The organism is Neobacillus sp. YX16 (genome assembly GCF_030123505.1).
GTDB lineage: Bacteria > Bacillota > Bacilli > Bacillales > Cytobacillaceae > Neobacillus.
Genome location: NZ_CP126115.1, coordinates 3,562,714 through 3,585,285 on the forward strand (window position 1 = coordinate 3,562,714; position 22,572 = coordinate 3,585,285).

General features: G+C 37.8%; 21 protein-coding genes and 1 other annotated feature. Of the genes, 6 read left to right on the plus strand and 15 right to left on the minus strand.

The features are described 5' to 3' along the window. Window positions 1–137: 137 nt before the first annotated feature. Window positions 138–1,799 (plus strand): biosynthetic-type acetolactate synthase large subunit, encoded by a 1,662-nt coding sequence (gene ilvB, locus QNH48_RS17315; protein WP_283951287.1) that lies wholly within the window; start codon window positions 138–140, stop codon window positions 1,797–1,799. Window positions 1,800–1,944: 145 nt separating this feature from the next. Here ilvB and QNH48_RS17320 read toward each other — a convergent pair whose 3' ends face one another. Next, window positions 1,945–2,922, minus strand: a complete 978-nt coding sequence (locus tag QNH48_RS17320) for an aromatic ring-hydroxylating oxygenase subunit alpha (RefSeq protein ID WP_283951288.1) — start codon at window positions 2,920–2,922, stop codon at window positions 1,945–1,947. Between the two features lie 279 nt (window positions 2,923–3,201). Between QNH48_RS17320 and QNH48_RS17325 the strand changes: the two genes are divergently transcribed. Beyond that, window positions 3,202–4,545 (plus strand): uracil-xanthine permease family protein, encoded by a 1,344-nt coding sequence (locus QNH48_RS17325; RefSeq protein WP_283951289.1) that lies wholly within the window; start codon window positions 3,202–3,204, stop codon window positions 4,543–4,545. A gap of 41 nt (window positions 4,546–4,586) precedes the next feature. Here QNH48_RS17325 and QNH48_RS17330 read toward each other — a convergent pair whose 3' ends face one another. From QNH48_RS17330 to QNH48_RS17340, 3 genes are read right to left on the minus strand one after another with little or no spacing between them, the layout of a single operon-like run. Continuing rightward, on the minus strand, window positions 4,587–5,339 hold the full coding sequence (locus QNH48_RS17330) for a GNAT family N-acetyltransferase (protein ID WP_283951290.1): 753 nt from the start codon (window positions 5,337–5,339) through the stop codon (window positions 4,587–4,589). Between the two features lie 38 nt (window positions 5,340–5,377). Continuing rightward, the gene (locus QNH48_RS17335; RefSeq protein WP_283951291.1) at window positions 5,378–6,067 is read right to left on the minus strand and encodes an NUDIX hydrolase; all 690 of its coding nucleotides are present in this window, start codon (window positions 6,065–6,067) and stop codon (window positions 5,378–5,380) included. A gap of 38 nt (window positions 6,068–6,105) precedes the next feature. Then, the gene (locus tag QNH48_RS17340) at window positions 6,106–6,603 is read right to left on the minus strand and encodes a hypothetical protein (protein ID WP_283951292.1); all 498 of its coding nucleotides are present in this window, start codon (window positions 6,601–6,603) and stop codon (window positions 6,106–6,108) included. Window positions 6,604–6,846: 243 nt separating this feature from the next. Between QNH48_RS17340 and QNH48_RS17345 the strand changes: the two genes are divergently transcribed. Beyond that, window positions 6,847–7,674 carry a formate/nitrite transporter family protein gene (locus tag QNH48_RS17345; RefSeq protein WP_283951293.1) on the plus strand — a complete coding sequence of 276 codons (828 nt, stop codon included), beginning with the start codon at window positions 6,847–6,849 and terminating at the stop codon, window positions 7,672–7,674. Window positions 7,675–7,800: 126 nt separating this feature from the next. Here the strand turns inward: QNH48_RS17345 and QNH48_RS17350 are convergent, their stop codons facing one another. Both QNH48_RS17350 and QNH48_RS17355 read right to left on the minus strand, forming a co-directional pair. Beyond that, window positions 7,801–8,751, minus strand: a complete 951-nt coding sequence (locus QNH48_RS17350; protein ID WP_283951294.1) for a ribose-phosphate diphosphokinase — start codon at window positions 8,749–8,751, stop codon at window positions 7,801–7,803. Between the two features lie 204 nt (window positions 8,752–8,955). Next, window positions 8,956–9,708: a hypothetical protein gene (locus tag QNH48_RS17355; RefSeq protein WP_283951295.1), complete on the minus strand. Its 753-nt coding sequence runs from the start codon at window positions 9,706–9,708 to the stop codon at window positions 8,956–8,958. 173 nt (window positions 9,709–9,881) lie between these two features. On the opposite strand from QNH48_RS17355, the gene QNH48_RS17360 reads away from it, so the two are divergent. Continuing rightward, window positions 9,882–10,115, plus strand: a complete 234-nt coding sequence (locus QNH48_RS17360; RefSeq protein ID WP_206021288.1) for a hypothetical protein — start codon at window positions 9,882–9,884, stop codon at window positions 10,113–10,115. Between the two features lie 135 nt (window positions 10,116–10,250). Then, complete coding sequence (locus tag QNH48_RS17365) at window positions 10,251–10,952, plus strand: AIM24 family protein (RefSeq protein ID WP_283951296.1); 702 nt, start codon at window positions 10,251–10,253, stop codon at window positions 10,950–10,952. A gap of 94 nt (window positions 10,953–11,046) precedes the next feature. Here QNH48_RS17365 and QNH48_RS17370 read toward each other — a convergent pair whose 3' ends face one another. Next, complete coding sequence (locus QNH48_RS17370) at window positions 11,047–12,861, minus strand: LysM peptidoglycan-binding domain-containing protein (RefSeq protein ID WP_283951297.1); 1,815 nt, start codon at window positions 12,859–12,861, stop codon at window positions 11,047–11,049. Between the two features lie 201 nt (window positions 12,862–13,062). Further along, window positions 13,063–14,769 (minus strand): 2-isopropylmalate synthase, encoded by a 1,707-nt coding sequence (locus QNH48_RS17375; protein WP_283951298.1) that lies wholly within the window; start codon window positions 14,767–14,769, stop codon window positions 13,063–13,065. A 55-nt stretch (window positions 14,770–14,824) separates the two neighbouring features. Then, window positions 14,825–15,045: a binding site (T-box leader), on the minus strand. 214 nt (window positions 15,046–15,259) lie between these two features. Here QNH48_RS17375 and QNH48_RS17380 point away from each other — a divergent pair. Further along, window positions 15,260–15,613 (plus strand): DUF1516 family protein, encoded by a 354-nt coding sequence (locus QNH48_RS17380; protein ID WP_283951299.1) that lies wholly within the window; start codon window positions 15,260–15,262, stop codon window positions 15,611–15,613. Between the two features lie 109 nt (window positions 15,614–15,722). Here QNH48_RS17380 and QNH48_RS17385 read toward each other — a convergent pair whose 3' ends face one another. From QNH48_RS17385 to QNH48_RS17415, 7 genes are all read right to left on the minus strand, one after another. Then, window positions 15,723–17,252 (minus strand): class I adenylate-forming enzyme family protein, encoded by a 1,530-nt coding sequence (locus tag QNH48_RS17385; protein ID WP_283951300.1) that lies wholly within the window; start codon window positions 17,250–17,252, stop codon window positions 15,723–15,725. A gap of 53 nt (window positions 17,253–17,305) precedes the next feature. Continuing rightward, a complete protein-coding gene (locus QNH48_RS17390; protein WP_283951301.1) occupies window positions 17,306–17,659 on the minus strand; it encodes a Dabb family protein in 354 nt (117 codons plus the stop codon). Then, window positions 17,638–18,633, minus strand: coding sequence for a zinc-binding dehydrogenase (locus QNH48_RS17395; protein ID WP_283951302.1), 996 nt, complete (start codon window positions 18,631–18,633; stop codon window positions 17,638–17,640). The genes QNH48_RS17390 and QNH48_RS17395 overlap by 22 nt, the downstream gene beginning before the upstream one ends. Window positions 18,634–18,683: 50 nt before the next feature. Beyond that, complete coding sequence (locus QNH48_RS17400) at window positions 18,684–19,133, minus strand: MaoC family dehydratase (RefSeq protein WP_283951303.1); 450 nt, start codon at window positions 19,131–19,133, stop codon at window positions 18,684–18,686. Between the two features lie 61 nt (window positions 19,134–19,194). Then, window positions 19,195–20,076, minus strand: coding sequence for an HpcH/HpaI aldolase/citrate lyase family protein (locus tag QNH48_RS17405; RefSeq protein WP_283951304.1), 882 nt, complete (start codon window positions 20,074–20,076; stop codon window positions 19,195–19,197). Between the two features lie 40 nt (window positions 20,077–20,116). Beyond that, window positions 20,117–21,283, minus strand: coding sequence for an acyl-CoA dehydrogenase family protein (locus QNH48_RS17410; protein WP_283951305.1), 1,167 nt, complete (start codon window positions 21,281–21,283; stop codon window positions 20,117–20,119). Window positions 21,284–21,303: 20 nt separating this feature from the next. Further along, window positions 21,304–22,479: a CaiB/BaiF CoA transferase family protein gene (locus QNH48_RS17415; protein WP_283951306.1), complete on the minus strand. Its 1,176-nt coding sequence runs from the start codon at window positions 22,477–22,479 to the stop codon at window positions 21,304–21,306. Window positions 22,480–22,572: the final 93 nt, after the last annotated feature.

The following is a 22,572-nucleotide window of genomic DNA, read 5'->3' on the forward strand; positions in this document are numbered from 1 at the left end:
ATTCTACTCCTTTTACTTGAATCATTTCATTTGAAAACTTAGAAATACTCAAAAACTTTGAAACCATGATTTATTTCACATACAACTCATTCTTGATAATTTAGAATATTCTTTAAAAATAGAAATCAGGTGAAGGAATGACATTAGTAAAAGCATATTCGGATGTAGAGGTATTATTAAACTCTTTTAGCTCTCTTGGCATGGACTGTTTCTTTGGCAGTGATACCCAAGTATTTATGGTCTCAAAAGATTCTAAAGTCCGATATTATCAGATGATGCATGAGCAGGCTGCCGTTCACGCTGCTGATGGTTACGCACGAACAACAGGTAAGCCAGGGGTAGTCCTGCTTACATCCGCTTCCGGTATCACCAATGGAATTACAGGGATTGCAACCGCCTTTAGTGACTCCGTACCGTTAGTCATTATAGCAGGTCAACTTGGGCAGGATACGCTAAAAAAAGAAGCACTTCAAGAATTAGATATTTCAGGTCTCACAATAGCCATTACTAAGCACGCATTTAAAATTAACGCCATTAATGGTCTTAAAGATGTTCTAAAAAAAGCAAGAGCGATAGCAGCTAATGACAGACCAGGTCCTGTTTTAATTGAACTCACCACGGATACTACTGTAAAGGATCTTCCAAACCAGCGTCATAGTCCAACAAAAGTTCATCAGACCAATTTAGAAAAATCAATTGAAATCGCAAAAAATTTAATTGAAAATGCCAGAAAACCTGTACTCTTTGTCGGTGGCGGTATTATTGCTTCGGGAGCAGCACACGAATTAAGAGAGATAGTGGAACGGTCTCGAATCCCGGTCGTAAGTTCCCTTTTGGGAATTGGCTCAATGGAAGCAGGAAACCCATTATACTTAGGGATGTTAGGGATGCATGGGACATTCGCTGCCAATAAAGCTGTACACCATGCTGACCTTTTAATTTGTATTGGAGTTCGTTTTAGTGACCGTGTGACAGGAAGAATTAGCGGTTTTTCACCACAGTCGAAAAAGATTCATGTTGATATTGACCCTGCTGAAATCAATAAAATTATTGCTGTAGATTTACCTGTTGTCAGCGATGCAAAAGAGTTCATTCTTAATATAAAAAATAAACTAGATTATCAACAAATAAAAAGAAATACGGAAATTTGGACAAACGAACTGGTGGAATGGAAACGGACAGTTCCTCGATTTGATAAATCAAATAGTCTGCTTAAACCTCAAACGGTAATCCGATTATTAAATGACTATTCCAATCAAGATACCGTGGTAGTTACAGATGTGGGACAGCATCAAATATGGACCGCTCATCATTATGCATTTACTCAGCCTAGAACTCTCATTACATCCGGCGGTTTAGGAACGATGGGCTACGGACTGCCGGCAGCTATTGGAGCAGCGGCCGCGCATCCTGGAAAATCCATTATTTGTGTATCTGGAGATGGAAGCTTTCAAATGAACCTCCAGGAGTTAATTACAATAGCAAAGTATCAGCTTCCGATTAAAATTGCAATTCTAAATAATGGCTATCTAGGTATGGTGCGTCAATGGCAGGAACTGTTTTATCAGGGAAGATATTCAGCAGTCAAAATGATTTCTCCTGAATTCGCACAGCTCGCTCAAGCTTATGGTGTAGCAGGTTTTAAAGCCAAGACTGAAGAAGAAGCCCGTGCGATAATTGCGGAGGGCTTTCAGCGTACAGGACCTGTTCTCCTGGAGTTTAATATAATAGAAGAAGAAAACGTCTATCCGATGGTACCACCAAACCAAAACAACCATCAAACCATACTATCTCACTAACAAAAAACGCCAAACCCTCGTATATTTAAGGTTTGGCGTTTTTCTTAGTGATAAAGAATGCGCAATCCAACTGTCCACCTCAGGCGGACAATGTCCACGGACGGTGACAGGCACCAAAATAGGCACCAAAATAAATGGCATTCAATCATTCAGTCCCTAGTGTAACCCCAAGTTTCTTTAAATATTTTCGGTAAGCAATGCTCATACGGTCGCATTTCAATGAAAGTTCTACCTGGAGATCAAGTGGTAAGAGCTCTGGTTTTTGATTTTCGACGATTGGTTTGTCTTGAGCAAAGATCATATCCTGAAAATCTATTGTTTCTTGGTCTGTTGTACCAGTTTCATAGTTAAAGGACATAATGCCATAAGCAATTGATTTACCTTCTGTAACCGGAAGAATGGTTAGTAAAATCGTCATTCTATTGTCTGTATCTGGGTCTCTTTTCGTGAAACGGACTGTTAAAGGACGAACGATTTCATAGGTGTAATAAACATCCTTGGCAACTCCAGTACCATCCGGGTCTGGCTGGAAGATAGCTATTTCATCTGAGAAGATTCTATCTCCTTCTGTATGAACGTCATAATCACCAATTTCCGGATGCTCTGGTACTCCAAGAAAGCCTTCATGAATAAAGGAAAGATGACCTACATCAAGAAAGTTCTCGACTACTCTTGGCGGATTCGCATTCACTTCCTGCGGTCCCCAGAGGATATTACGGTAACTACTATCACTGAATTCTGGATAAGGTAGAAATTCAGGATTGTTATTTTCAAGATTAATCCAAACAAATCCAAACTCTGCTCTACATGTATATTTAATCGCTCTAGCTTTAAGAGGAATGGATTTCCCTTCAGGAAGCTGTGGAATTTTTGTACATGTACCCTCATCATTATATTCCCAGCCATGATATGGGCAAACAAGATTTCCGTCTCTCACGCAGCCTAGAGAAAGTGCAGCTCCTCGATGAATACATAAATCCTTAAAGGCATGAATGCCTTGTTCATTTTGGAATAAAACAACTCTTTCGCCCATTACCACTACTTGTATTGGCTCTTCTTTTACATCTTCAATTTTACAAGCAACGATCCAATCACTACGTAAAACGGTATCATTGATTATCATTTTTACATCCCCTTCTGCTAACCTTGTACAACCTTTATTTTAAAAAGAATAGATTTTAAAGTCAACCCAAAACACGAACGATATTTTAGTATAAATATAAATTATTCGTTATTTATATATTTACAATCAGAGAGTCCTTCATTATAATTCAAATAGGGTTTATAACATCTGCGCAGTATTAACTCCCTAACAAACTATTTAATAGCCATTTTTTTATAACATTATCGAGTTTGATTTCATTACTTTTTACATAATCTAAAAATAAAGGAGCATGGTTCCGTGGCAAAAAATGAGCAAAACACGAACATTATAGTAGGAGTAGATGAAAAAATTGGCTGGGGTAAAGCATTACTGCTTGGTATGCAGCATGTACTGGCAATGGATTTATATATCGCTCCAATCATTATTGCGGGATTACTCGCGTTAGATACCATGAATACTACTTTCTTCATTCAAATGTGTTTCTTGGCTGCGGGAATTGCTACTCTCATTCAAACAATTGGCGGCCTCAGGTTGCCGGTTGTTCAAGGTCCTTCTTATGTGCCTATAGGTGCTTTAGCTGCGATTGGCGGTAAGCTCGGAATGGGAGCCGTATTTGGTAGCCTGCTTCCAGGAGCGTTACTAATTGCCATCCTTGGCTATCCTCTGAAATGGTTTGCAAAATCGGTCAAAAAAATTATCCCGCCTCTAGTTGGAGGAACAGTTATTGTTATTGTGGGAATTTCCTTAATGCCATCTGCCTTTAATAGTATTTACAATGCACCAGGAAATGTAGGTCACAACGTACTAATCGCATTTGTTTCGGCAGCAGTCTTAATAATTTGTATCCTTCTTGGTCGAAAGAAAAAAGGTTATGGAACATTTTTCCGACTAGTTTCTGTTATTCTTGCGATTGTCGCAGGGACGATTACAGCTTCACTATTTGGTTCAGTTGATTTCTCCACAGTAAAAGAAGCAGCATGGTTTTCATTACCTAGCTTTTTCCCATTTGGAAAACCTGTCTTTGATTTACAAGCGATCCTAACAATGGTATTTATCTATCTTGTTATTTTAATAGAAACAACTGGTACTTGGTTCGTCGTTTCAACGGTAACGGGCAGTGAATTAGATGAAAAGAGATTGAACAGAGCATCAGTCGGTGAAGGGCTTGGTTGTTTTGTAGGATCACTTTTCGGTGGTACCCCGATGACTGGGTATTCTTCTAACGCTGGAATTATTGCGATTACCGGAGTAGCAAGCAGAATGGCAATCATTAGCGCTGGGATTATTTTAATCGCGTTAGGATTAATTCCAAAACTATCAGCAGTCATTACATGTGTACCTGAACCAGTAATCAATGGAATTTTCGGAGTTGTGTGTGTGGCGATTGTCATGAATGGGATGAAAGTCATTCAGCACGTGGTAATCGATGATCGAAATATGATGGTAATCGGTGTCCCGATTCTATTAACAATTGGTACAATCGTTCTTCCAAAAGAAATTTTATACAGTGTCCCAGACTTTGCAAATTACATCTTATCTTCTGGAACAGCCGTTGGGGCTCTGGCTACGGTCATTCTAAATCTAGTTATTCCACAGGAACGGAAAAAAGTAGTTCCCACAAAACAAGAGTCACTAACTTAAAGAGAAAGGACTGGCGAATATTTGCCAGTCCTTCTTCTTTCTTAATCATCAACTTTTTGGGTGTAATATTGATAGCCAAGATATTGATAGTTTTGCCTCTTATACATTTCTTTTGGGGTATCCTGACCATCCGCGACGAGGATGACGGTCTTATCATGGAAGGTATCCATCACAAATTTTTGTATTCTGCTTCCGATTCCTTTCTTTTGAAAGGCCTCATCGACACCTAAATTATCAATTTCGGCTGTATCCTTCGAAATGATTACATCCACTGCCCCCGCAGGCGTACCTTTATATAAAGCTAGTAGCTGCATGATTGTTGGGTCTTCAAAGATACGTTTATTTAACTCTACCTTTCGATTGGCAAAATCACTGCCAAATACAATATCCTGCTGATACTGTAAGGAAAGAAAATCCCTCAGGTTTTTTTCTGTTACGATTTGAACCTCAATGTCTGGGTTATCCTTCACTTCTGGAAACCGATTTGGTTGAATAGCATATAGTTCGAGAAAACCAATATCATAATCTGCTTGATTTAAGTAATTTACTAACTCTGCTGGGACTTTTTTATCAACAGGAAATTTGAATTTTACGTGTTTCTGACCATTTCTTTGATGATACTCTCTTAAATAACTTTCTGCGTTTTTAAATTCACCCAGTGAAGGAAAGGTTTTAAACTCAATATAATTACTATCATATCTTGATAACATTTCTGGAAAGTGAAAATGTTTAAATAGATTATTCTCAGCTACTACATGACTATGAATAAAGATATTTTCAAATGTAATTTGCATGAACCAGGTCCCCTTCTGCATGAAGAATAAACAAAATACTATAAATTTTTTATCAAATGAATTAAACGCATCAAATCGTCTTTGGATACGGACAACTTTAAGATACCGCTTTTTTGGAAGTCGATGATTGCTTGAAGTGTGAGAATGGTAGGTGGTGCAAGTTTTATTTCTTTATTTTGAAATGCAGCTAATGCTTCTTCTGGCTTGATCCAGGCGGCTTCATCAATTTCCTTTTGATCTGGTTCTGGATTTTGACCTTTTGGTAGCTTCGCTAGAAAGAAACGGGTATCAAAACGAATCGGACTTTCCTCTGGTGTGATAATTTGACCGAAATATGTTAAACATTGAGGATCAAAATAAAGATTTTCTTGTTCTAACAATCGAATAAAAGGTATTTCACCTTCTAGAAGATCTTTTCGATATTTTTCTACCTTTTCCTTTGGCAATTGAACAGGTGAACCGTCTTTCTTGTTACCCAACAAAATCCCAACTTCTTCAAATAATTCTCTTGCTGCAGCGACATAATATGAAAGACTAATAGAAAGCTGTGTTTCATTGGTATTCACATAATCATTTTCAACAAATGCATCATATTTTTCTACGGCTCCTCCGGGAAAAACGTGAAATCCCCCCATAAACCTCATCGTGGTTGGCCGTTTTGTTAAATACACCCTTGATGATTCGTCCATCAATACAACGGTTGAAGCCGGTTTTGGTGTTGCTGCCATCGAAGTTCCACCCCCACTATTTTTTTAAAACACTCATTTCATTCCTGCTTTTTCAAATATTCAGATATAAACTCTTGCATTAATTCATTTAAACTCGCCTTTTTTTGCCTTTTTAACCATTCGACCTGATTGATGGGCAGATTTAATTTTAGGTTAATGTTCTCATTAGGCATTTCTACTTTTCTAATTTCTTCTAACGTTACTCCCTCTTCTACATTGGGAAACCATGAACTACTTTCATTCACCCGATCAAGCTCTCCATACTCATCTATCTCATGGAGGTCACAGAATAAATTAAGCTGCGGCAATCCTCCAGACAGTGTTTTTAGATGCATGATGGAATCTATCAGTCTGCCATTTTCTAGCTCTATCTCAATAATTAGATTTTGCTCTTTTTTATATTTTCTCTCTGTCACTTCACTTACAACCAAATCCAATTCAAGCGTATATCCCGAATGTGATTCAAAGATATAAATCGCACTATTAAAGACATGTATATTCTCCCCATCAATTTTTACGGATTTAACAACAGCCATAAACCATTCCTCCAAAAAGCAGTACCAATATTAATAATCTAATTTTATACCAAAATTGGGGACTTGTTAACTGAATAAAAAACCGCATTAAAGAATATCCACCCTGCGAAAAAAACAACTTAATAATTCATAAATAAAGTTAAAGAAATGTTCACAGCTTATTGTGCTTTATTGCGTTAAAATAAAGGCAAATAAATATGTGATAAACTTCACAATATATGCAGTTAGAAAGGAAAAACGGTCATGTCACTACACAAACCCGATCAGATACTAGAAATATCAATTAAAAATGGAATAAAAAAGACCAGTTATCCGTTATTAACCACCCTTCTATTAGGATTCCAAGCAGGTGCATTTATTTCATTAGGATTCCTGCTATATATACGTGTGACAGCACCGCTATCCGAAGGTTTATCCGGGCTTAGCGCGATTTTAGGTGCCTCAGTCTTCCCAATCGGACTAATCCTTACATTAATTGCAGGTGGAGAGCTGCTCACTGGGAATATGATGGTAGTTCCTCTGGCGAGATTTTCAAATAAAATTAAAACGAAGCAGGTTCTGCAAAATTGGTTTCTTATCACCGTCAGTAATTTTCTAGGCGCCATCTTCGTGGCATACTTTTTTGGACATATTGTAGGTTTAACGGAAACAGGCGTCTATTTGGAAAGTACAGCTCATATTGCTGAACACAAAATAGATGCAACCTTTCTTCAAGCTTTTGTCTCAGGTATCGGCTGTAACTGGCTTGTAGCTGCAGCTGTGTGGCTATCCTATGGAAGTGAAGATATGATTGGAAAAATTGCAGGCATTTGGTTTCCAACTATGGCATTTGTCGCGATTGGATTTCAACACGTCGTTGCCAACATGTTTGTCATCCCAGCAGCAATATTTGCTGGACACCTTACCTGGATGGATTATATAAATAATTTCATCCCTGTCTTCTTAGGGAATGCTGTTGGCGGAGCTCTGTTTATCGGTATGGCGTATTGGTTTGCCTATAAAAAGAATGAATACACCGTAATTGAAGGATCTAAAAAGCCAGGAATATTTGAGAAGAAAATTGGATTATAAAAGGTCGATAAAAATGTCAGAATCCAGCTAATCGGTCAGGTACTTTATGTATTTTAAACTATTTTAATGATAGGAAAGCCTATACAAAAGAGCCGTGTTCATCAACACGGCTTTTTCTATATTTTCCTATTCAAACAATGGACTCACTGCTCTTTCATTATGAATTCGGTCAATTGCGTCTGCTAGTAATGGGGCTACCGACAACATCGTAATTTTATTAATCATCTTTTCTTCGGTCTGCTCAATCGTGTTCGTTATCACTAATTCTTGAATAGCTGATGATTTAATTTTTTCAACAGCAGATTGTGAGAGAACAGCATGTGTACAGCAAGCGTAAACTGCTTTTGCCCCATGCTCTACTAGGGCATTGGCAGCTAAAGTCTGCGTGGTAGCAGTATTAATTAAATCATCAACAATAATCGTATTTTTCCCTTCAACATTCCCAATGATCTCAAATATTTCGGAAACATTAGGTTCAGGACGTCGTCGATCAATGAGGGCAATGGGGGCATTTAAAATATTGGCCATTTTCCTTGCTCTCCCAACAGCACCATTATGTGGTGCAACAACAACCACATCCTCAAGTCCCTTTTTCTCAAAATACTCGGTTAGAATCGGAATTCCAACTAACTGATCCACTGGAATATCAAAAAAGCCCTGGACCTGTGGTGAATGGAAGTCCATCGTCAATACCCTGGTTGCACCTGATTTTTCTAGAAGGTTCGCAATTAATTTGGCTGTAATTGGTTCCCTTGATCTTGCTTTACGATCCTGACGTGCATAGCTGTAATAAGGGATAACAACGTTAATCATTTTGGCTGAAGCTCTTTTCAAAGCATCAATCATAATGAGCAGTTCCATGATATGATCATTATTTGGATGTGAAGTCGATTGAACAACATATACATCACAGCCCCGCACGCTTTCCTCTATGTTCACCTGGATTTCCCCATCACTAAATTGTTTGACCGAGCTCTTCCCAACCTCACAGCCTAAATGTGCAGCTATTTCTTTTGCCAGACTTTGATTTGAATTTAATGAAAACAATTTAAACTTTTTATTCAATTGATACGACACTTTATGTCCCCCATGCTTTGTTTATTTACAATTAATATTTTAGTCCATCTACTTATTCTACATGAAATGGGGTCTTCAGAACAATATTTACAACTAAATGAATAATAAAACACAACCGATGTGTCCCAGCTTAGGAATTTATTAACAATAAGCATGATTGGTCTCATATAATTTTACGAACCCTTCACCTATTTAAAAATTAGATTATGACAAGTACTTTTTTTGCGTAAACTCCCTTGCTTCGTGATCACATTCCTCGAGAAATGGACATATATTGCATTCATTTACATTGTTCGTCTTAAAGTAGTTAGAAGAATCCTCAATTGAATACTTCATTACTTGCAGGTAGTTAAGACCTTCCTGTAAATCCTCTTTGGTGGGGGTAAAGACATGCTTCATTCCATCCAAAAGTGTAACCACTTCTACTCGCTTCGGAGTTCTTTTTAATACCTTCTCAGAAAAAACGATTGACAAATGATAGTAAAGCGTCAACATTTCTGGCGAAGCGTCGACTAAGTACTTTTTTATTACAAAGGAAGAATCAGACCACTCAGCAACATCAAACGTTAATGATAAATCAACTTCCAGTTCCTCAATATATGTATTTAGTTTTTCAAACAAAAATAAGGGTGGTGTTCTCTTCGATTCGGCTGTGATATTTTCCATTAGATAATCTGTTATTTTTGCGATGACCAAATAATATTGAATCCTTGATTCAAATATTTGGGGAGAGACCTTACTCCAATATTCATCAATCAACCTTAACACTTTACCTGAATGACGGTGTTCGGCTGGAAGCTGGTAAAAGGAATACACCACTTTATTCACGACGTGTTGGGCGACTTGCCTCCAGTTTATCGATTTTTTTCTCTTCTCAATAAACTCAAAATAAAATTTATAGGGACAGGTGATGAAATCTTTTAAGTTCTCTTCTGTTATTGTCTGTATTTGATTCATTTACATCCCCCGCAAAAAATCTATTTGATTTGATAATAATTGATAATGATTATCAATGTCAATCAATTTCATAAATTTAGATACTAAATTAATTGAATTATTAAATTTTTGGCAAGAATTTGTTCGAGGCACATATATTTTTGGCAGGATGATATTGAAGGAGGACATGAAAAATGATGACATCTGAGGGTATGCGCTTACGAAAAATCCAGAGGCTTGCTCATGAAATTATGGATGAGGTAAATTTGAGAGAAGTACAAATTCCGCCTGAACTCCTAACAATGGTAATCGATAACCTATCCCGTGCTGTTGGTGACTTAACAGACCCTTCCGGAAACTACTCTTTAAGTTACCTTGAAGAAAAAGTCGGAAATGCTCATTCTCTATTAGTAAAAAAGAAACAATGAATTTACTAGTTTATCAGCCGAAATAAACCTTTATTAGAGCCCACTAAATGGACCGCTGCAGTGGGTTCTTTTTTATAAAAGTGAAACATAAACACTCGGGTATTCGTACTAATGGTATGGAAGGATGTGGGAGCATTGAGCAGATACTCAATTGAAGAATTTATCAAGCAAACGGAGCAGAAAGATAAAGGAGAAGGTTTTTTTGAGTTAGAGACTCCTCGAATGTTGGAGGTAAACCTAGACGGGATGGTATGGGCTAAAGCTGGATCAATGGTAGCTTATCACGGAGAGATAAAGTTTGTCCGTGAAGGAATTTTAGAACATGGGCTCGGAACTGCCTTCAAGAAGGCGTTTACGGGTGAAGGCGCCTCTTTGATGAAAGCGAACGGGAGAGGTAAATTATATCTTGCCGATAGTGGAAAGAAAATTATTATCCTAAATTTACAAAACGATTCCATCTTCATAAATGGGAATGACCTATTAGCCTTTGAACCTAGTATTAAATGGGAAATTAAATTAATGAAGCGTATTGCCGGGATGCTTGCTGGCGGATTATTTAATGTTCGCTGCGAAGGAACTGGAATGATTGCCTTTACTGCGCATTATGAACCAATCACTTTAAGGGTAACTCCAGGAAGCCCAGTTATTACTGATCCAAATGCAACAGTAGCATGGTCTGGTAATCTCATGCCAACCTTCCAAACTGATATTACATTAAAAACATTTTTGGGAAGAGGCAGTGGCGAGTCGATTCAAATGAAATTCGAGGGTGACGGCTTTGTTGTTATCCAACCGTACGAAGAGGTCTACATGAAGGCTAAACAAAATATTACATAATTAATAAAATAGTCCTCCTGTCTTATGACATGGGGACTATTTACTTTGTAAAAAGCTGCTCTAAAGTTAGAGCAACTCGATTTATAATAACATCTTACAGAAATGTAAGTGATGTACTAATTTCCCTTATATGGTTCTGATCTGCCCAAAGAATAAAGTAATTATATTCTGTTCCATTTATTAATATTGGTGTTGGATATTCAATGAAGAGTGCTGCTTGATTTCTCATTTCTGCTGGCTGGTCTTGGGACGGATAAATAAAGCAGGCCGGTTGATTTTGGAATTGTGTGTGTTGGATGCCCGGTTGGGTACCATATGGGTTCAGCTGGTGGAAGGCTTCATTTTGACAAACCACCTCAATCGATTGGGCAGAGGCTATGGCTGCAATTTGAAAGAAACCATCTGCTCCTTCGTATCTTTCATCGTTCACTCGCTGCCAATGGGATGGATATTGGAAATGAACTTTATAGTGAGAATTAGAGTATGTTTTTTTGAGGAAAGTAATTGGTAATGGTGACCATTGCAATGCGGTAATCAATCCACCTTCTACAAGTTGAATCGGGACAGGATGAGTTAAATCTATCAGCCAGATTTCACTGGAGCTACCTTGTTGTTTACACCCAGAAAGATAGGCAATTTTCCTGTTATCTGGCGACCAGGTCAAAGGTGTGGCAAAGCAATCGGAAATCGCTCTCGTTACTTCGTTCATTCCCTGTCTGCCCGCTGTCCTTATCAGCGAGAAATATCCAAGGTTTTCAAAAGCGGTTGCACTAAATGCGATGCTTGAAGAATCAGGTGACCAGGTTGGGAAGTAATTTTTCGCTAATGGACCTCCTTTTACTTCTATTACGTTTCCAGTTGCAAGGTTTACACTGTAAATGATAGAGATACTAGCACCTGGGGTCGTATATAAAGCATAGGTTCCGTCAGGAGATAGTCGAACATTATTAAGTCCTCCACCTGTATTTCTAGTGACTTGGACCTTCCCTGTTCCATTGGTTTTGATGCGAAAAAGCTGGCTTACTCCCTTGGTATCTGCTTGCTGAAAAAGTAATTCCGTCCCGCTCGGAAACCATTGTGTGTCTGTTGCACCAGAGGCATTTAGGATACGGGCTCGATGTGTGATTACATTGTAAATTACCAAACCATTTGGTTTTGCATAAACGATCTCTTGGCTATTCGGAGACCAATCTAGGAAAACACCCAAGCCGTCAGCAAACTGATCAATTTGAGCGATACGGTTATCAGCTAAATTAAGAATCATAAGGATTGCATTTTTTCCGATAAAGGCGATCTTTGTGCTGTCAGGTGACCAAAACGGAGTTGAATAAGATTCTGCTAATCCATTCGTGATCTGTTGGTTCACACCGTTACTAGGATTATAGATCCAAATATCATAGCTGCCACTTCGATTGGTGGTATAAGCAATTAAACCTCTGTCACCAGGAGGAGCGTATGGAATGATGAGTTGCATACCTGGTGAAATAACGTTAGAAGACAGGTTATTAACTTTCATTAGTAACTCGAAGTTGCTATGGTCTCCTGTTATGACGTTAAAGCGGCTTGCGATTTGGAATAAGGTATCTCCCGGCTGAACCACGTAATATGGAACACCAGGTGGTACTTTCAACAATTGACCAGTTTGGATTAGGTAAGGCGGCTGTAGCTGATTGTTTTGGATAATAACCGAAGTTGGAACCCCAAAGTTTTTAGAAATTTGATACACCGTATCTCCTGGTTTCACACGAATGACATTAACACCAGGAGGAACGGAAAGCTGCTGCCCCGCGAATATCGAGTTTGGCGAGGAAAGATTATTCGCAGCAATCAGCGACTCTACCGGCAGCTCCCAGCGTCTCGCAATCTGATAAAGTGTATCCCCATGACGGACTGTGTAAAATAACTGCATCAACTTACCTCCAATCTATCCATTACTTTTTGATGGACTCACCTCAATTCCAGTTCTGCTGACTGAACAACATGGGCGATCCCTTTTGCCTACATGCTATTCACCTGTATGCGAAAAGTTTCGTATAATAAGAGTAAACTGAACTAAAAAACCAACAGCATGAATAATACTTGCTGTTGGTTCTATTTTATAATCTAGGTTTTATCTTCTTTTATTTAGTGAAAATCCTTTTCCTATTGGTACATTGAGGGTGGTTATCATGTTGTTAACGGCACTAAACAAAGCTTTTACAGAGGACGTCATAATATCAGCGTCAATCCCGCAGCCCCAATATTCAGCACCATCCATAGAAGTAATACCTACATAAGAAACAGCGTTTGATCGGGACCCACTTTCTAGTGCATGCTCCTTATAAACTAAATCTTTATATTCGATATCCAGTTGAGTTTGAAGAATGTTACTGATGGCGTCAAGTCTTCCATTCCCGTCACCCGTGAATTCATGCTCTACGTTATCTATACTGATTGATACAATCGTTTCATAATGAGTACCTTGGGTAGGGCGGTAATTGATAAACGTGAGCGGAGCACTAATATTCACATATTCATGAGTAAAAATTTCATAGATTTCATCTGGCTTAATTTCCTTGTGCATTCGGTCAGATTCATCCTTCACTTTATATCCGAAGTTTTCACGCATTTTTGCAGGCATATCAAGCCCATAATGTTGCTCAAGGATATAGCCAATACCCCCCTTACCAGATTGGCTGTTAATTCGGATGATATCTCCTTCATACTCTCTGCCAATATCCTTTGGATCAATTAAAAGATATGGGACTGTCCAGTACTGACGTTCTTCTTCCTCTCGCCATTTCATCCCCTTGGAAATAGCGTCCTGATGGGAACCTGAGAATGCAGTAAAAACGAGGTCGCCGCCGTATGGATGTCTTTCATGAACTTTCATTTTTGTCAATTTTTCACACTTCTTAATAATTTCACGGATATTATCAAAATTAAGCTGAGGATCGACCCCATGTGAATACATGTTTAATGCAAGGGTCACAATGTCTACGTTACCTGTTCTTTCACCATTTCCAAACAGTGTACCTTCGACCCTCTGCGCTCCTGCAAGCATTCCCAGCTCCGCATCAGCAACTCCCGTTCCTCGATCATTATGTGGATGCAGAGAAAGAATTACATTATCACGGTAGTTTAGATGATCAACCATAAACTCTATTTGGCTAGCGTAAACGTGAGGCATTGACATGGATACAGTAGCTGGCAGATTAATAATCACCTTGTTTTGGGCAGTCGGCTGCCAAATATCAAGTACCGAGTTACAAATCTCCAGTGCAAACTCCATCTCTGTACCCGTGAAGCTTTCTGGTGAATACTGAAACTGGAAGTTCCCTTCTGTCTCAGCTGCATATTTTTTAAGCAATTTCGCACCTGTTACGGCAATATCGATTATCTCTTCATTCGATTTTTTAAATACCTGCTCACGCTGTGCTACTGATGTAGAATTATATAGGTGCACCACCGCTTTGTTCACACCTTCAAGTGCTTCAAAAGTCTTTTTAATAATCGCTTCTCTAGATTGTGTTAAAACTTGGACCGTAACATCCTCTGGAATCAAATCCTGTTCAATCAATGTACGTAAAAACTGAAATTCTGTTTCGGATGCAGCAGGAAAGCCAACTTCGATTTCCTTGAAACCTACTTCCAACAGCAGCTGAAAATATTCTAGCTTTTCCTCTAAGCTCATCGGTACCACTAACGCTTGATTTCCATCTCGCAAATCGACACTGCACCAAGTAGGCGCCTCCGTTATGTATTCCTTCTCTGTCCATTTCAAACTTTTGACTGGGGGCATAAAATAACCTCTAGAGTACTTTTCAATATTTCTCATTCAAAACAACCACCTTTTTAGATAATTTTATAAACATAAAAAAGCCTATCTTCTCATAAGAGACGATAGGCTTTGCCTTCGTGGTACCACTCTTTTTGGTTCGAATTAGAAACAAACGAACCCACTTTAAGACTTAGTGACGGGGGTCAACCGTTAAGACCTACATATCAGCCTTACCACTCCTGGGCGAGTTGGGGAATTTATTGACTGTCTTTCACCATCCGACAGCTCTCTGGGCAATAAATATTCCTTATTACTCCCAATCATTGTGTTTTCATTATTTGAATTTTATTATTTTCTCTATTTTATAGTAAATTCAGATAATTTCCAAGACATATTGTTCAATTTTTGAAAATTATCGTAAAACTGATTTTTCTGGCCTTAACTATTTAAGAAAAATTTAATACTTAGTTTAGAATCCTTTTATATTTTCCTATTAGACTAGTGATTGTAGAACAAATCATTCATTTTATTAAAGGAGCAATTCTAAATGACACATGTCCACTTAACATCACTTGTCTTGTCGCTAATTTTTTTAATTATCATTGCGGTTCTTCAAAACAAAGGAAAAAATATTAAAGTATGGCATATGGTTTTGCGAGCAACATACATTCTTATTATCGTAACGGGAGGTATTCTCTTCTTTGCAGCTTATTCCATTCCGCTATCTTACTATTTAAAGGCAATACTCGGTATTGTAATGATTGGTCTATTTGAAATGGTGATTGTCCGGAAACAAAAAGGAAAGAAAACAGACGTAATTTGGATTGCTTTCTCCATCGTCTTTGTTATCCTCTTTGTTCTTGGTTTTACACTCCCACAGGGATTTGATCTAATAAAATAATAAAAAGGAGTGTTTTACGGCTTTAGATACCGATGAAACACTCCTATTCTATAAGATTTCACTATTTAGCGACTTAAGGTATAGATGGTGTCAGTCTTAAGTGCCTAATCTATTTTTTATCTTTATAGTTTTGACGAAGAATGTTTTTTTGGATCTTCCCAATGGAGGTCCTTGGGAATTCTTTTACAAATCTAAATTCCTGAGGAATCTTAAAATTAGATAATACCTTCGTACAATATAACCTAATCTCTTCTAGAGAAATGTTTGTTCCATTGGTTAAAATAAAAGCGATAATGGCTTCTTCTCTTAATTTGTCAGGAACGCTAATAACGGCACAATCAGCAACACCAGGATAACTTAAAAGGACATTTTCTATTTCTATTGATGATATATTTTCACCAGCTCTTTTAATTAAATCCTTATCCCGATCAACAAACCAAAAAAAACCTTCATCATTTCGATATCCCTTGTCCCCTGTGTAAAGCCAGCCATTTCTAAGTGTTTTATTTGTCTCTGATTCATTTTTATAATAGCCTTTCATTAAAGATGGGCTTTTGATTATGATTTGCCCTACGGTTAAAGGAGGAAGCTCATTTGAGTTTTCGTCTACAATTTTTATCTCATTCCCTAACCCTGGTTTGCCTATAGCAAGAATACCTGTTTCCGGGTCGGCAGGCATTTCCTCATATAATGGGGTAACAATATTGGTTGTGATTGATTCGGTCATCCCATACCATTGAAAAAGCTTGATTCCAAAGCGTTGCTTAAATATGTCTATATCATGTTTATTCACAAATAAACCATAACCCACCTGTCTAATTTTATGTTTTTTTTCATAAGGATGTACCGGTAGTTCTAGTAGAATCTTAATAATGGTAGCTACGAAACTTGAAACCGTTGGGTTTAATTTTTGAACATCCTCCCAAAACGTAGAAGCACTGAACTTATCTAGAAGCAGAATCGTTCCACCGACAACTAATGTTGCCATCGATGTATAATACTGTGAATTCACATGAAACAAAGGTAAAAAAATCAAGTAACGATCCTCTGGCATTAGCCCTTGATAAACAGCGGAAGAATGCCCTGCAAATAAGTAATTCTCATGTGTAATGAGCACACCTTTGGGCTTTGAAGTTGTTCCCGATGTATACATCATCGCACATACATCAGAGGGCAAAACATCAATATGATGATCTTCATCTTCCAATATGGAACGTTCAGAGACCCATTCTTTTGAAAGATTTTGATAGATAGTTAGAGGTAGATGATCAAGTATTTCTAAATGACTTGCTGTAATGAGAGAATCATCATAAAGAAATACCTTACTATCTGAATGGTCAAGAAAATATTCTAACTCTCTAGCAGTTGATGCAGTGTTAATAGGCAATAGAATGGCACCTATTGCTGCACACCCGAACCACAAATCATAGAATATGGGGGAATTGACATGCATTACAGCAACTGTATTCCCTTGTTTAATTCCCTGCTTTTGCAGCCAGCGTGCAGTTTGATTGCTTCTTTTTAACATTTCTATATAACTAATCTCTTTTTCTAAATAACAAATAAAAGGCTTTTTTTGATGTTTTCTTGCTTGCTTCTGAAGATAGGTGTATATGGTGTGATCACCGTGAGTCAGCATGATCCATAATCTCCTTTCAAATTTACCTGGAGTACCATTCCCTGTATAAAAGTTTATTCCAAGACTGGGAAATCCAAAATAATGATATCTGTCATACCAACATCCTTTAAATAAGATACAACTTCCTGGTGCTTAGGATGCGGTCCATAATTTTCAAATGCATGTCTGTCTGAAAACAATACAGTCAGACCAATGTCAAAACCACTATTATTCGGTGAAAAATTTAAACCTGCAAATATATCAATAATTCCTGATATTTCTTCTTTTAATGATTTCAGTCTTATAATGACTTCTTCTTTTTGTTCGTTAGATGTTTGTTCACTAAATTTTAATAAAACAATGTGTTTAATCATCTTTTTGCCATCCCCCACATCATAGATCCCGTTTACCAATCCATTTTCAAACAAATTTTCCCAAAATGACTACCCTCGTTCATACGAAGAATAGCTTCTTTACTGTCAGCATGGTGAAATACTTTGTCAAGCACAGGTTTTATTTGATGTTTTCCGATAAATTTAAGCATTTCCTTAAATTCCTCCGTACTTCCCATCGTTGTACCCAATAGGTTGTATTGACCAAAGTATAAATTTCTAAGATTAATTTTTACTTCATCCCCTGTTGTTGCACCAAAATTCACTAATGTCCCACCAATGCGTAGAACAGATAAGGCTTTCTCCCAAATTGCTGGCCCAACACTATCAATAATTAAATCAATTTTTTCATCCACTAAACCTTTCTTCCAATCATTATCACTTTTAATCGCGATATCAGCTCCAAGCTGGATAGCCCTCTCACATTTCTTTTCACTTCTGGAGGTCACAATAACACGTGCTCCAGCTGCTTTAGCCATTAATAAGAGAAATGTCGCTACTCCACTCCCAATACCAGGAATTAAAACAGTTTGCTCAGCCATAAGCCTACCTCTTGTAAACAAAGCCCTAAAGGCAGTCAAAGCTGCCAAGGACAGAACACCTGATTCTTCCCAAGATAAATATCTTGGTTTAGGTTCTATGTTAATAACAGGAATGGTTATATATTCAGCAAATGTTCCGTGTCCTGGCACCCCTAGGATTTCAAAATCACCAGGGGGTGAGTCACTTTTCACCTGCCAATTTAGGCTTGGATTGATGATAACTTCATCCCCAATTTGGATATTTGTTACTTCTTTCCCAATGGCTTCAATCACACCTGCACCATCAGACCCCAACACAACAGGGGGAGCATCCTCACTTCTACGGTACAAATTCCAAATATCACGGTGGTTTAAACCTGCAGTTTTAAGCCGAACTCTTACTTCACCATCCTGTGGTTCAACCTTTTCTACGCTGGTAAGATACGTATTCTCAAGACCTGGTTTCCCGCTATGCACGAATGCTCTCAAATGTAATTTCACCTGCCTTCTAATTGATATTATTCTTAATATCTTTAAAACTATGATTTCAACATTAAAGCTACTCGTTTAGCCTTACAGACACATTCACCTTTTTGGTTATATCCTCTATGTTCGAACCATACAATCCCCCTACTTGGATTAGAATTAGATCCTCGCTTTTCAACCACTTCTGTTACACCTCTTAATGTATCTCCAATTCGCACAGGTGCTGGGAATGTTATATTCTCATAACCTAAATTTCCTAGAGTAGTACCTAAGGTTAAATCAGAGACAGAAACTCCTACCACAAAAGACAAAGTAAACATACTATTTACAATAATGCTTCCATGTATGGAGGCCTTTCCAAATTCTGCATCCAAATGGAGAGGCTGCGTATTATGGGTTAAGGTTGTAAACAACAAATTATCCGTTTCTGTAACAGTGCGTGTAATAGGGTGCTCATAAACATCCCCAATACTCAGTTCTTCAAAATATTTTCCACTAATCATGAATCTCACTCCCATTTCATTTGTTTTAAGGAAAAATCCTATATTTCGTGATTTCTACTCATTAGGATGTTTCTTTGAAGCTTTCTGCGAATTTTAGCATCTGCCTTGCCGTATTCAGATGAGCATTATCGATATGCTCTCCTTCAAATAAAACAGCACCTGTACCTTCTCTTAAAGCAGTTTCAAATGTTTCAATCATCCTCTTATAGTGGTCAATTTCTTGTTCTGAAGGGGAATATACTTTATTAATGACAGGTACATTCGAAGGATGGACAATCATTTCGCCAGCGAATCCCAATTGTCTATTAAAAGTCGCAGCTTCTTTTAATCCCTTCAAGTCATGAACATCCTGCCAAAGCCCGCCAATAGGAATAATTTCTGCAGCACGAGCTGCGAGGACGACATGTGACCTTATGTAAATTCTTTCAAGGCCTTCCTTTGTCCATTGATAACCTACCGAACGTGCTACATCCCCGTTTGCAGGACTAACTCCAGCCAATGCTACCACTCGATCCTTTATCCCAATTTCATAAGCTAAATAGATAGAACGAGCAGTTTCTAAAGTAGCAATAAATTTTGTTGTACCTATTTTAATATTTTTTTTATGTTCTATCTCAGAAACAATACTAGATAAGGTATCTACATCCTCAGGACCATTTAATTTCGGCAATACGATTCCTTCGAGTTCTGGTTGTATGATTGCTTCTACATCTTCAATGTCAAATCCATATGGGCCCCTATTAATTCTTACGTAAATCCGTTGATTCTTACTAGCAAATGGAGAAATAACTTGTGCAACACTTTTTCTTGCTGTTTCTTTCAGATTGTTCGGCACGCTATCTTCTAAATCAAGAATTATTGTGTCTGATCCGTATTCAGGAATTTTATTAAACCAATTCTCTTTAGACCCAGGGACAAATAACATACTACGGATTGGTTTCATTCATTTCCCTCCCTTAATAATACTTACATAATATTCTGAATTAATAAGACCTAGGCAACCCTAAAACCTTCTCGGCAACAAAACTCTTTACCAGTTCATTTGTAATTGGTGCTAATCTTGGAAGTCTTGCCATACGATAAATTCTTTCAATATTATATTCTTTGGCATACCCATAACCGCCAAAAGTCTGAAATGCTGAATCCACTGCCATGAACCCTGCCTCTGACCCACGCAATTTCGCCATATTGGCTTCTGCACCACAAGGCTTGCCATTTTCATATAACCAGCATGCTTGATAAATTAATGCTTCAGCTGCTCTTAAATGCGAGTATGCATCTGCTAACGGAAATTGAACTCCTTGATTTTTGCCAATGGGTCGTCCGAATACAACACGTTCATTTGCATATTTCACTGCTCTTTCGATAGCTCCATATCCCATACCCACTGCTTCAGCAGCGATTAACATTCTCTCTGGGTTTAAGCCATCTAGAAGATAATAGAAACCTTTTCCCTCTTCACCTATTAAATCAAACTCATCAATTTCAAGGTTCTCAATGAAAAGCTCATTGGTGTCGATTCCATTACGGCCCATTTTTTCAATTTCCTTAATTGTAATGGCGGATTTGTCGACAGGAGCAAAGAATATGGACATGCCATCTGTCTTTTTCTCCACCTCATCATAAGGAGTCGTTCTTGCAAGGAGCAACATCCTATCTGCTTTTTGTGCTTTTGTAATAAACACTTTATGTCCATTTACGATATATTTATTGCCTTGTTTTCTAGCAAAAGTAGTGATTCTTGCTGTATCTGTCCCTGGGTTTGGTTCCGTTACACCGAAGCAAACATGAAGCTTTCCACTCGCTACATCTGGCAAATATTTTTGTAGCTGTTCTTTATTCCCGTGATAAAATAATGGGTTTGCCCCAAACATGGACAAATGAATACTGGATGCACCATCCATTCCTGCAGCAGACTTTGCTATTTCCATTAGAATTATGACTGCATCAGTAATATTGAGCCCTGTACCACCATATTCCTCAGAGATTAATACACCAATTAATCCTGCTTCCGCACATGCATTCCAAAATTCAGTTGGAAAAATATGTTCTTTTTCGATTGTTCTCCAATATTCATCATCAAAATTCTTACAAATGTCACGAGTTACCTTTCTTAACATTTCTTGTTCTTGAGTAAATTCAAAATTCATATACTTTCCTCCTCGCTTTTTTAGATGATTCCTTTTTCTCTTAGATTATCAATTTCATTTTGTGTGTATCCGAATTCTTCAAGCATCTCACTTGTATGTTCACCCAGTTTTGGAACAGGACTTTTTATTTTCGAGGTCGAGTTAAGGAATTTGTATGGAAAATTTAAACCTGGCACTTCACCTATATTATCCTGCTCCCACCTAACAATAAGATCCCGTGCCTTAGTTTGTTCACTATTTAAAACCTGATCTAGACTATTAATTAAAGAACATGGGACCCCTATCTCATTAAATATTTTCATCCATTCTTTTCCTGTTTTGGTTGATAATACATTTTGGATGATCTCATCGATTTCCTCACGGTGCTCGAGCCTTCCTAAATCAGAAGTATATGGTTCTCGCTTATATTTTTCTTCTAAATTAAGTGCATTACATAGTTTTAACCATTGACTATGATTGCAAATAACATGTATATAAGTACCATCACTAGTTTCAAAGTTTCTACTTGGAACACGATGAGGGTGTTCTGAACCTAAACGTTTTGGTATTTCATTTTTAAAAAATGGAATGGCTGTAAGAATACCCATCAATGAAACGACTGAATCGTATAGAGCTATATCGATGTATTCACCTTCCTGTCTAACTGATCGCTTGTATAGTGCTGCAGCAATGGCAAATGCTCCATATAAGCTAGAAGAAATATCTGCGATTGGAAACATGGTCTTAACAGGTGGACCCTCTTTTTCACCCGTCAAACTCATGACACCTGCATCCGCCTGAATAATCGGATCATATCCTTTAATGTTTTTGTTTGGGCCAGTCTGTCCATAAGCGGATAAACTAAGGTAAATGATATTTGGATTTATTTTTATTAAATCCTCATAGGATATCCCAAGTCTTTGAACTACACCAGGTGCAAAGTTTTCAACCACCACATCACATGTACTAACAAGCTTCTTAACAATTTCTATTGCTTCTTCATTTTTCAAATTCAATGTAAGTGACTTTTTACTTCGGTTTAAGGCCATAAAATAGCCACTCCAATTTTTTTCAAGTGGGTACCACCCCCTTGTTTCGTCCCCACTTTTTGGCTCCTCAATCTTAATAACCTCAGCACCAAGTTCGGCAAGCATTTGAGTACAAAAGGGACCTGAGAATACTCGAGTAAAATCTAATATCTTAATGTTTTCAAACACGTTAGTCACCCTTTCTATTGCCTATCCCTTTTTCCTTGTAAACAATCAATCCAATGTCCTGATAGTGAAACAAAGGTATCGTTTTACTATCAA

Bases quoted from the DNA above. Each gene is read 5' to 3' on its own strand.
- ilvB (WP_283951287.1), top strand. From the start codon at position 138: ATGACATTAGTAAAAGCATATTCGGATGTAGAGGTATTATTAAACTCT.
- QNH48_RS17320 (WP_283951288.1), bottom strand. From the start codon at position 2,922: ATGATAATCAATGATACCGTTTTACGTAGTGATTGGATCGTTGCTTGT.
- QNH48_RS17330 (WP_283951290.1), bottom strand. From the start codon at position 5,339: ATGCAAATTACATTTGAAAATATCTTTATTCATAGTCATGTAGTAGCT.
- QNH48_RS17335 (WP_283951291.1), bottom strand. From the start codon at position 6,067: ATGGCAGCAACACCAAAACCGGCTTCAACCGTTGTATTGATGGACGAA.
- QNH48_RS17340 (WP_283951292.1), bottom strand. From the start codon at position 6,603: ATGGCTGTTGTTAAATCCGTAAAAATTGATGGGGAGAATATACATGTC.
- QNH48_RS17345 (WP_283951293.1), top strand. From the start codon at position 6,847: ATGTCACTACACAAACCCGATCAGATACTAGAAATATCAATTAAAAAT.
- QNH48_RS17355 (WP_283951295.1), bottom strand. From the start codon at position 9,708: ATGAATCAAATACAGACAATAACAGAAGAGAACTTAAAAGATTTCATC.
- QNH48_RS17360 (WP_206021288.1), top strand. From the start codon at position 9,882: ATGATGACATCTGAGGGTATGCGCTTACGAAAAATCCAGAGGCTTGCT.
- QNH48_RS17370 (WP_283951297.1), bottom strand. From the start codon at position 12,861: ATGCAGTTATTTTACACAGTCCGTCATGGGGATACACTTTATCAGATT.
- QNH48_RS17375 (WP_283951298.1), bottom strand. From the start codon at position 14,769: ATGAGAAATATTGAAAAGTACTCTAGAGGTTATTTTATGCCCCCAGTC.
- QNH48_RS17380 (WP_283951299.1), top strand. From the start codon at position 15,260: ATGACACATGTCCACTTAACATCACTTGTCTTGTCGCTAATTTTTTTA.
- QNH48_RS17385 (WP_283951300.1), bottom strand. From the start codon at position 17,252: ATGCTGACTCACGGTGATCACACCATATACACCTATCTTCAGAAGCAA.
- QNH48_RS17400 (WP_283951303.1), bottom strand. From the start codon at position 19,133: ATGATTAGTGGAAAATATTTTGAAGAACTGAGTATTGGGGATGTTTAT.
- QNH48_RS17405 (WP_283951304.1), bottom strand. From the start codon at position 20,076: ATGAAACCAATCCGTAGTATGTTATTTGTCCCTGGGTCTAAAGAGAAT.
- QNH48_RS17410 (WP_283951305.1), bottom strand. From the start codon at position 21,283: ATGAATTTTGAATTTACTCAAGAACAAGAAATGTTAAGAAAGGTAACT.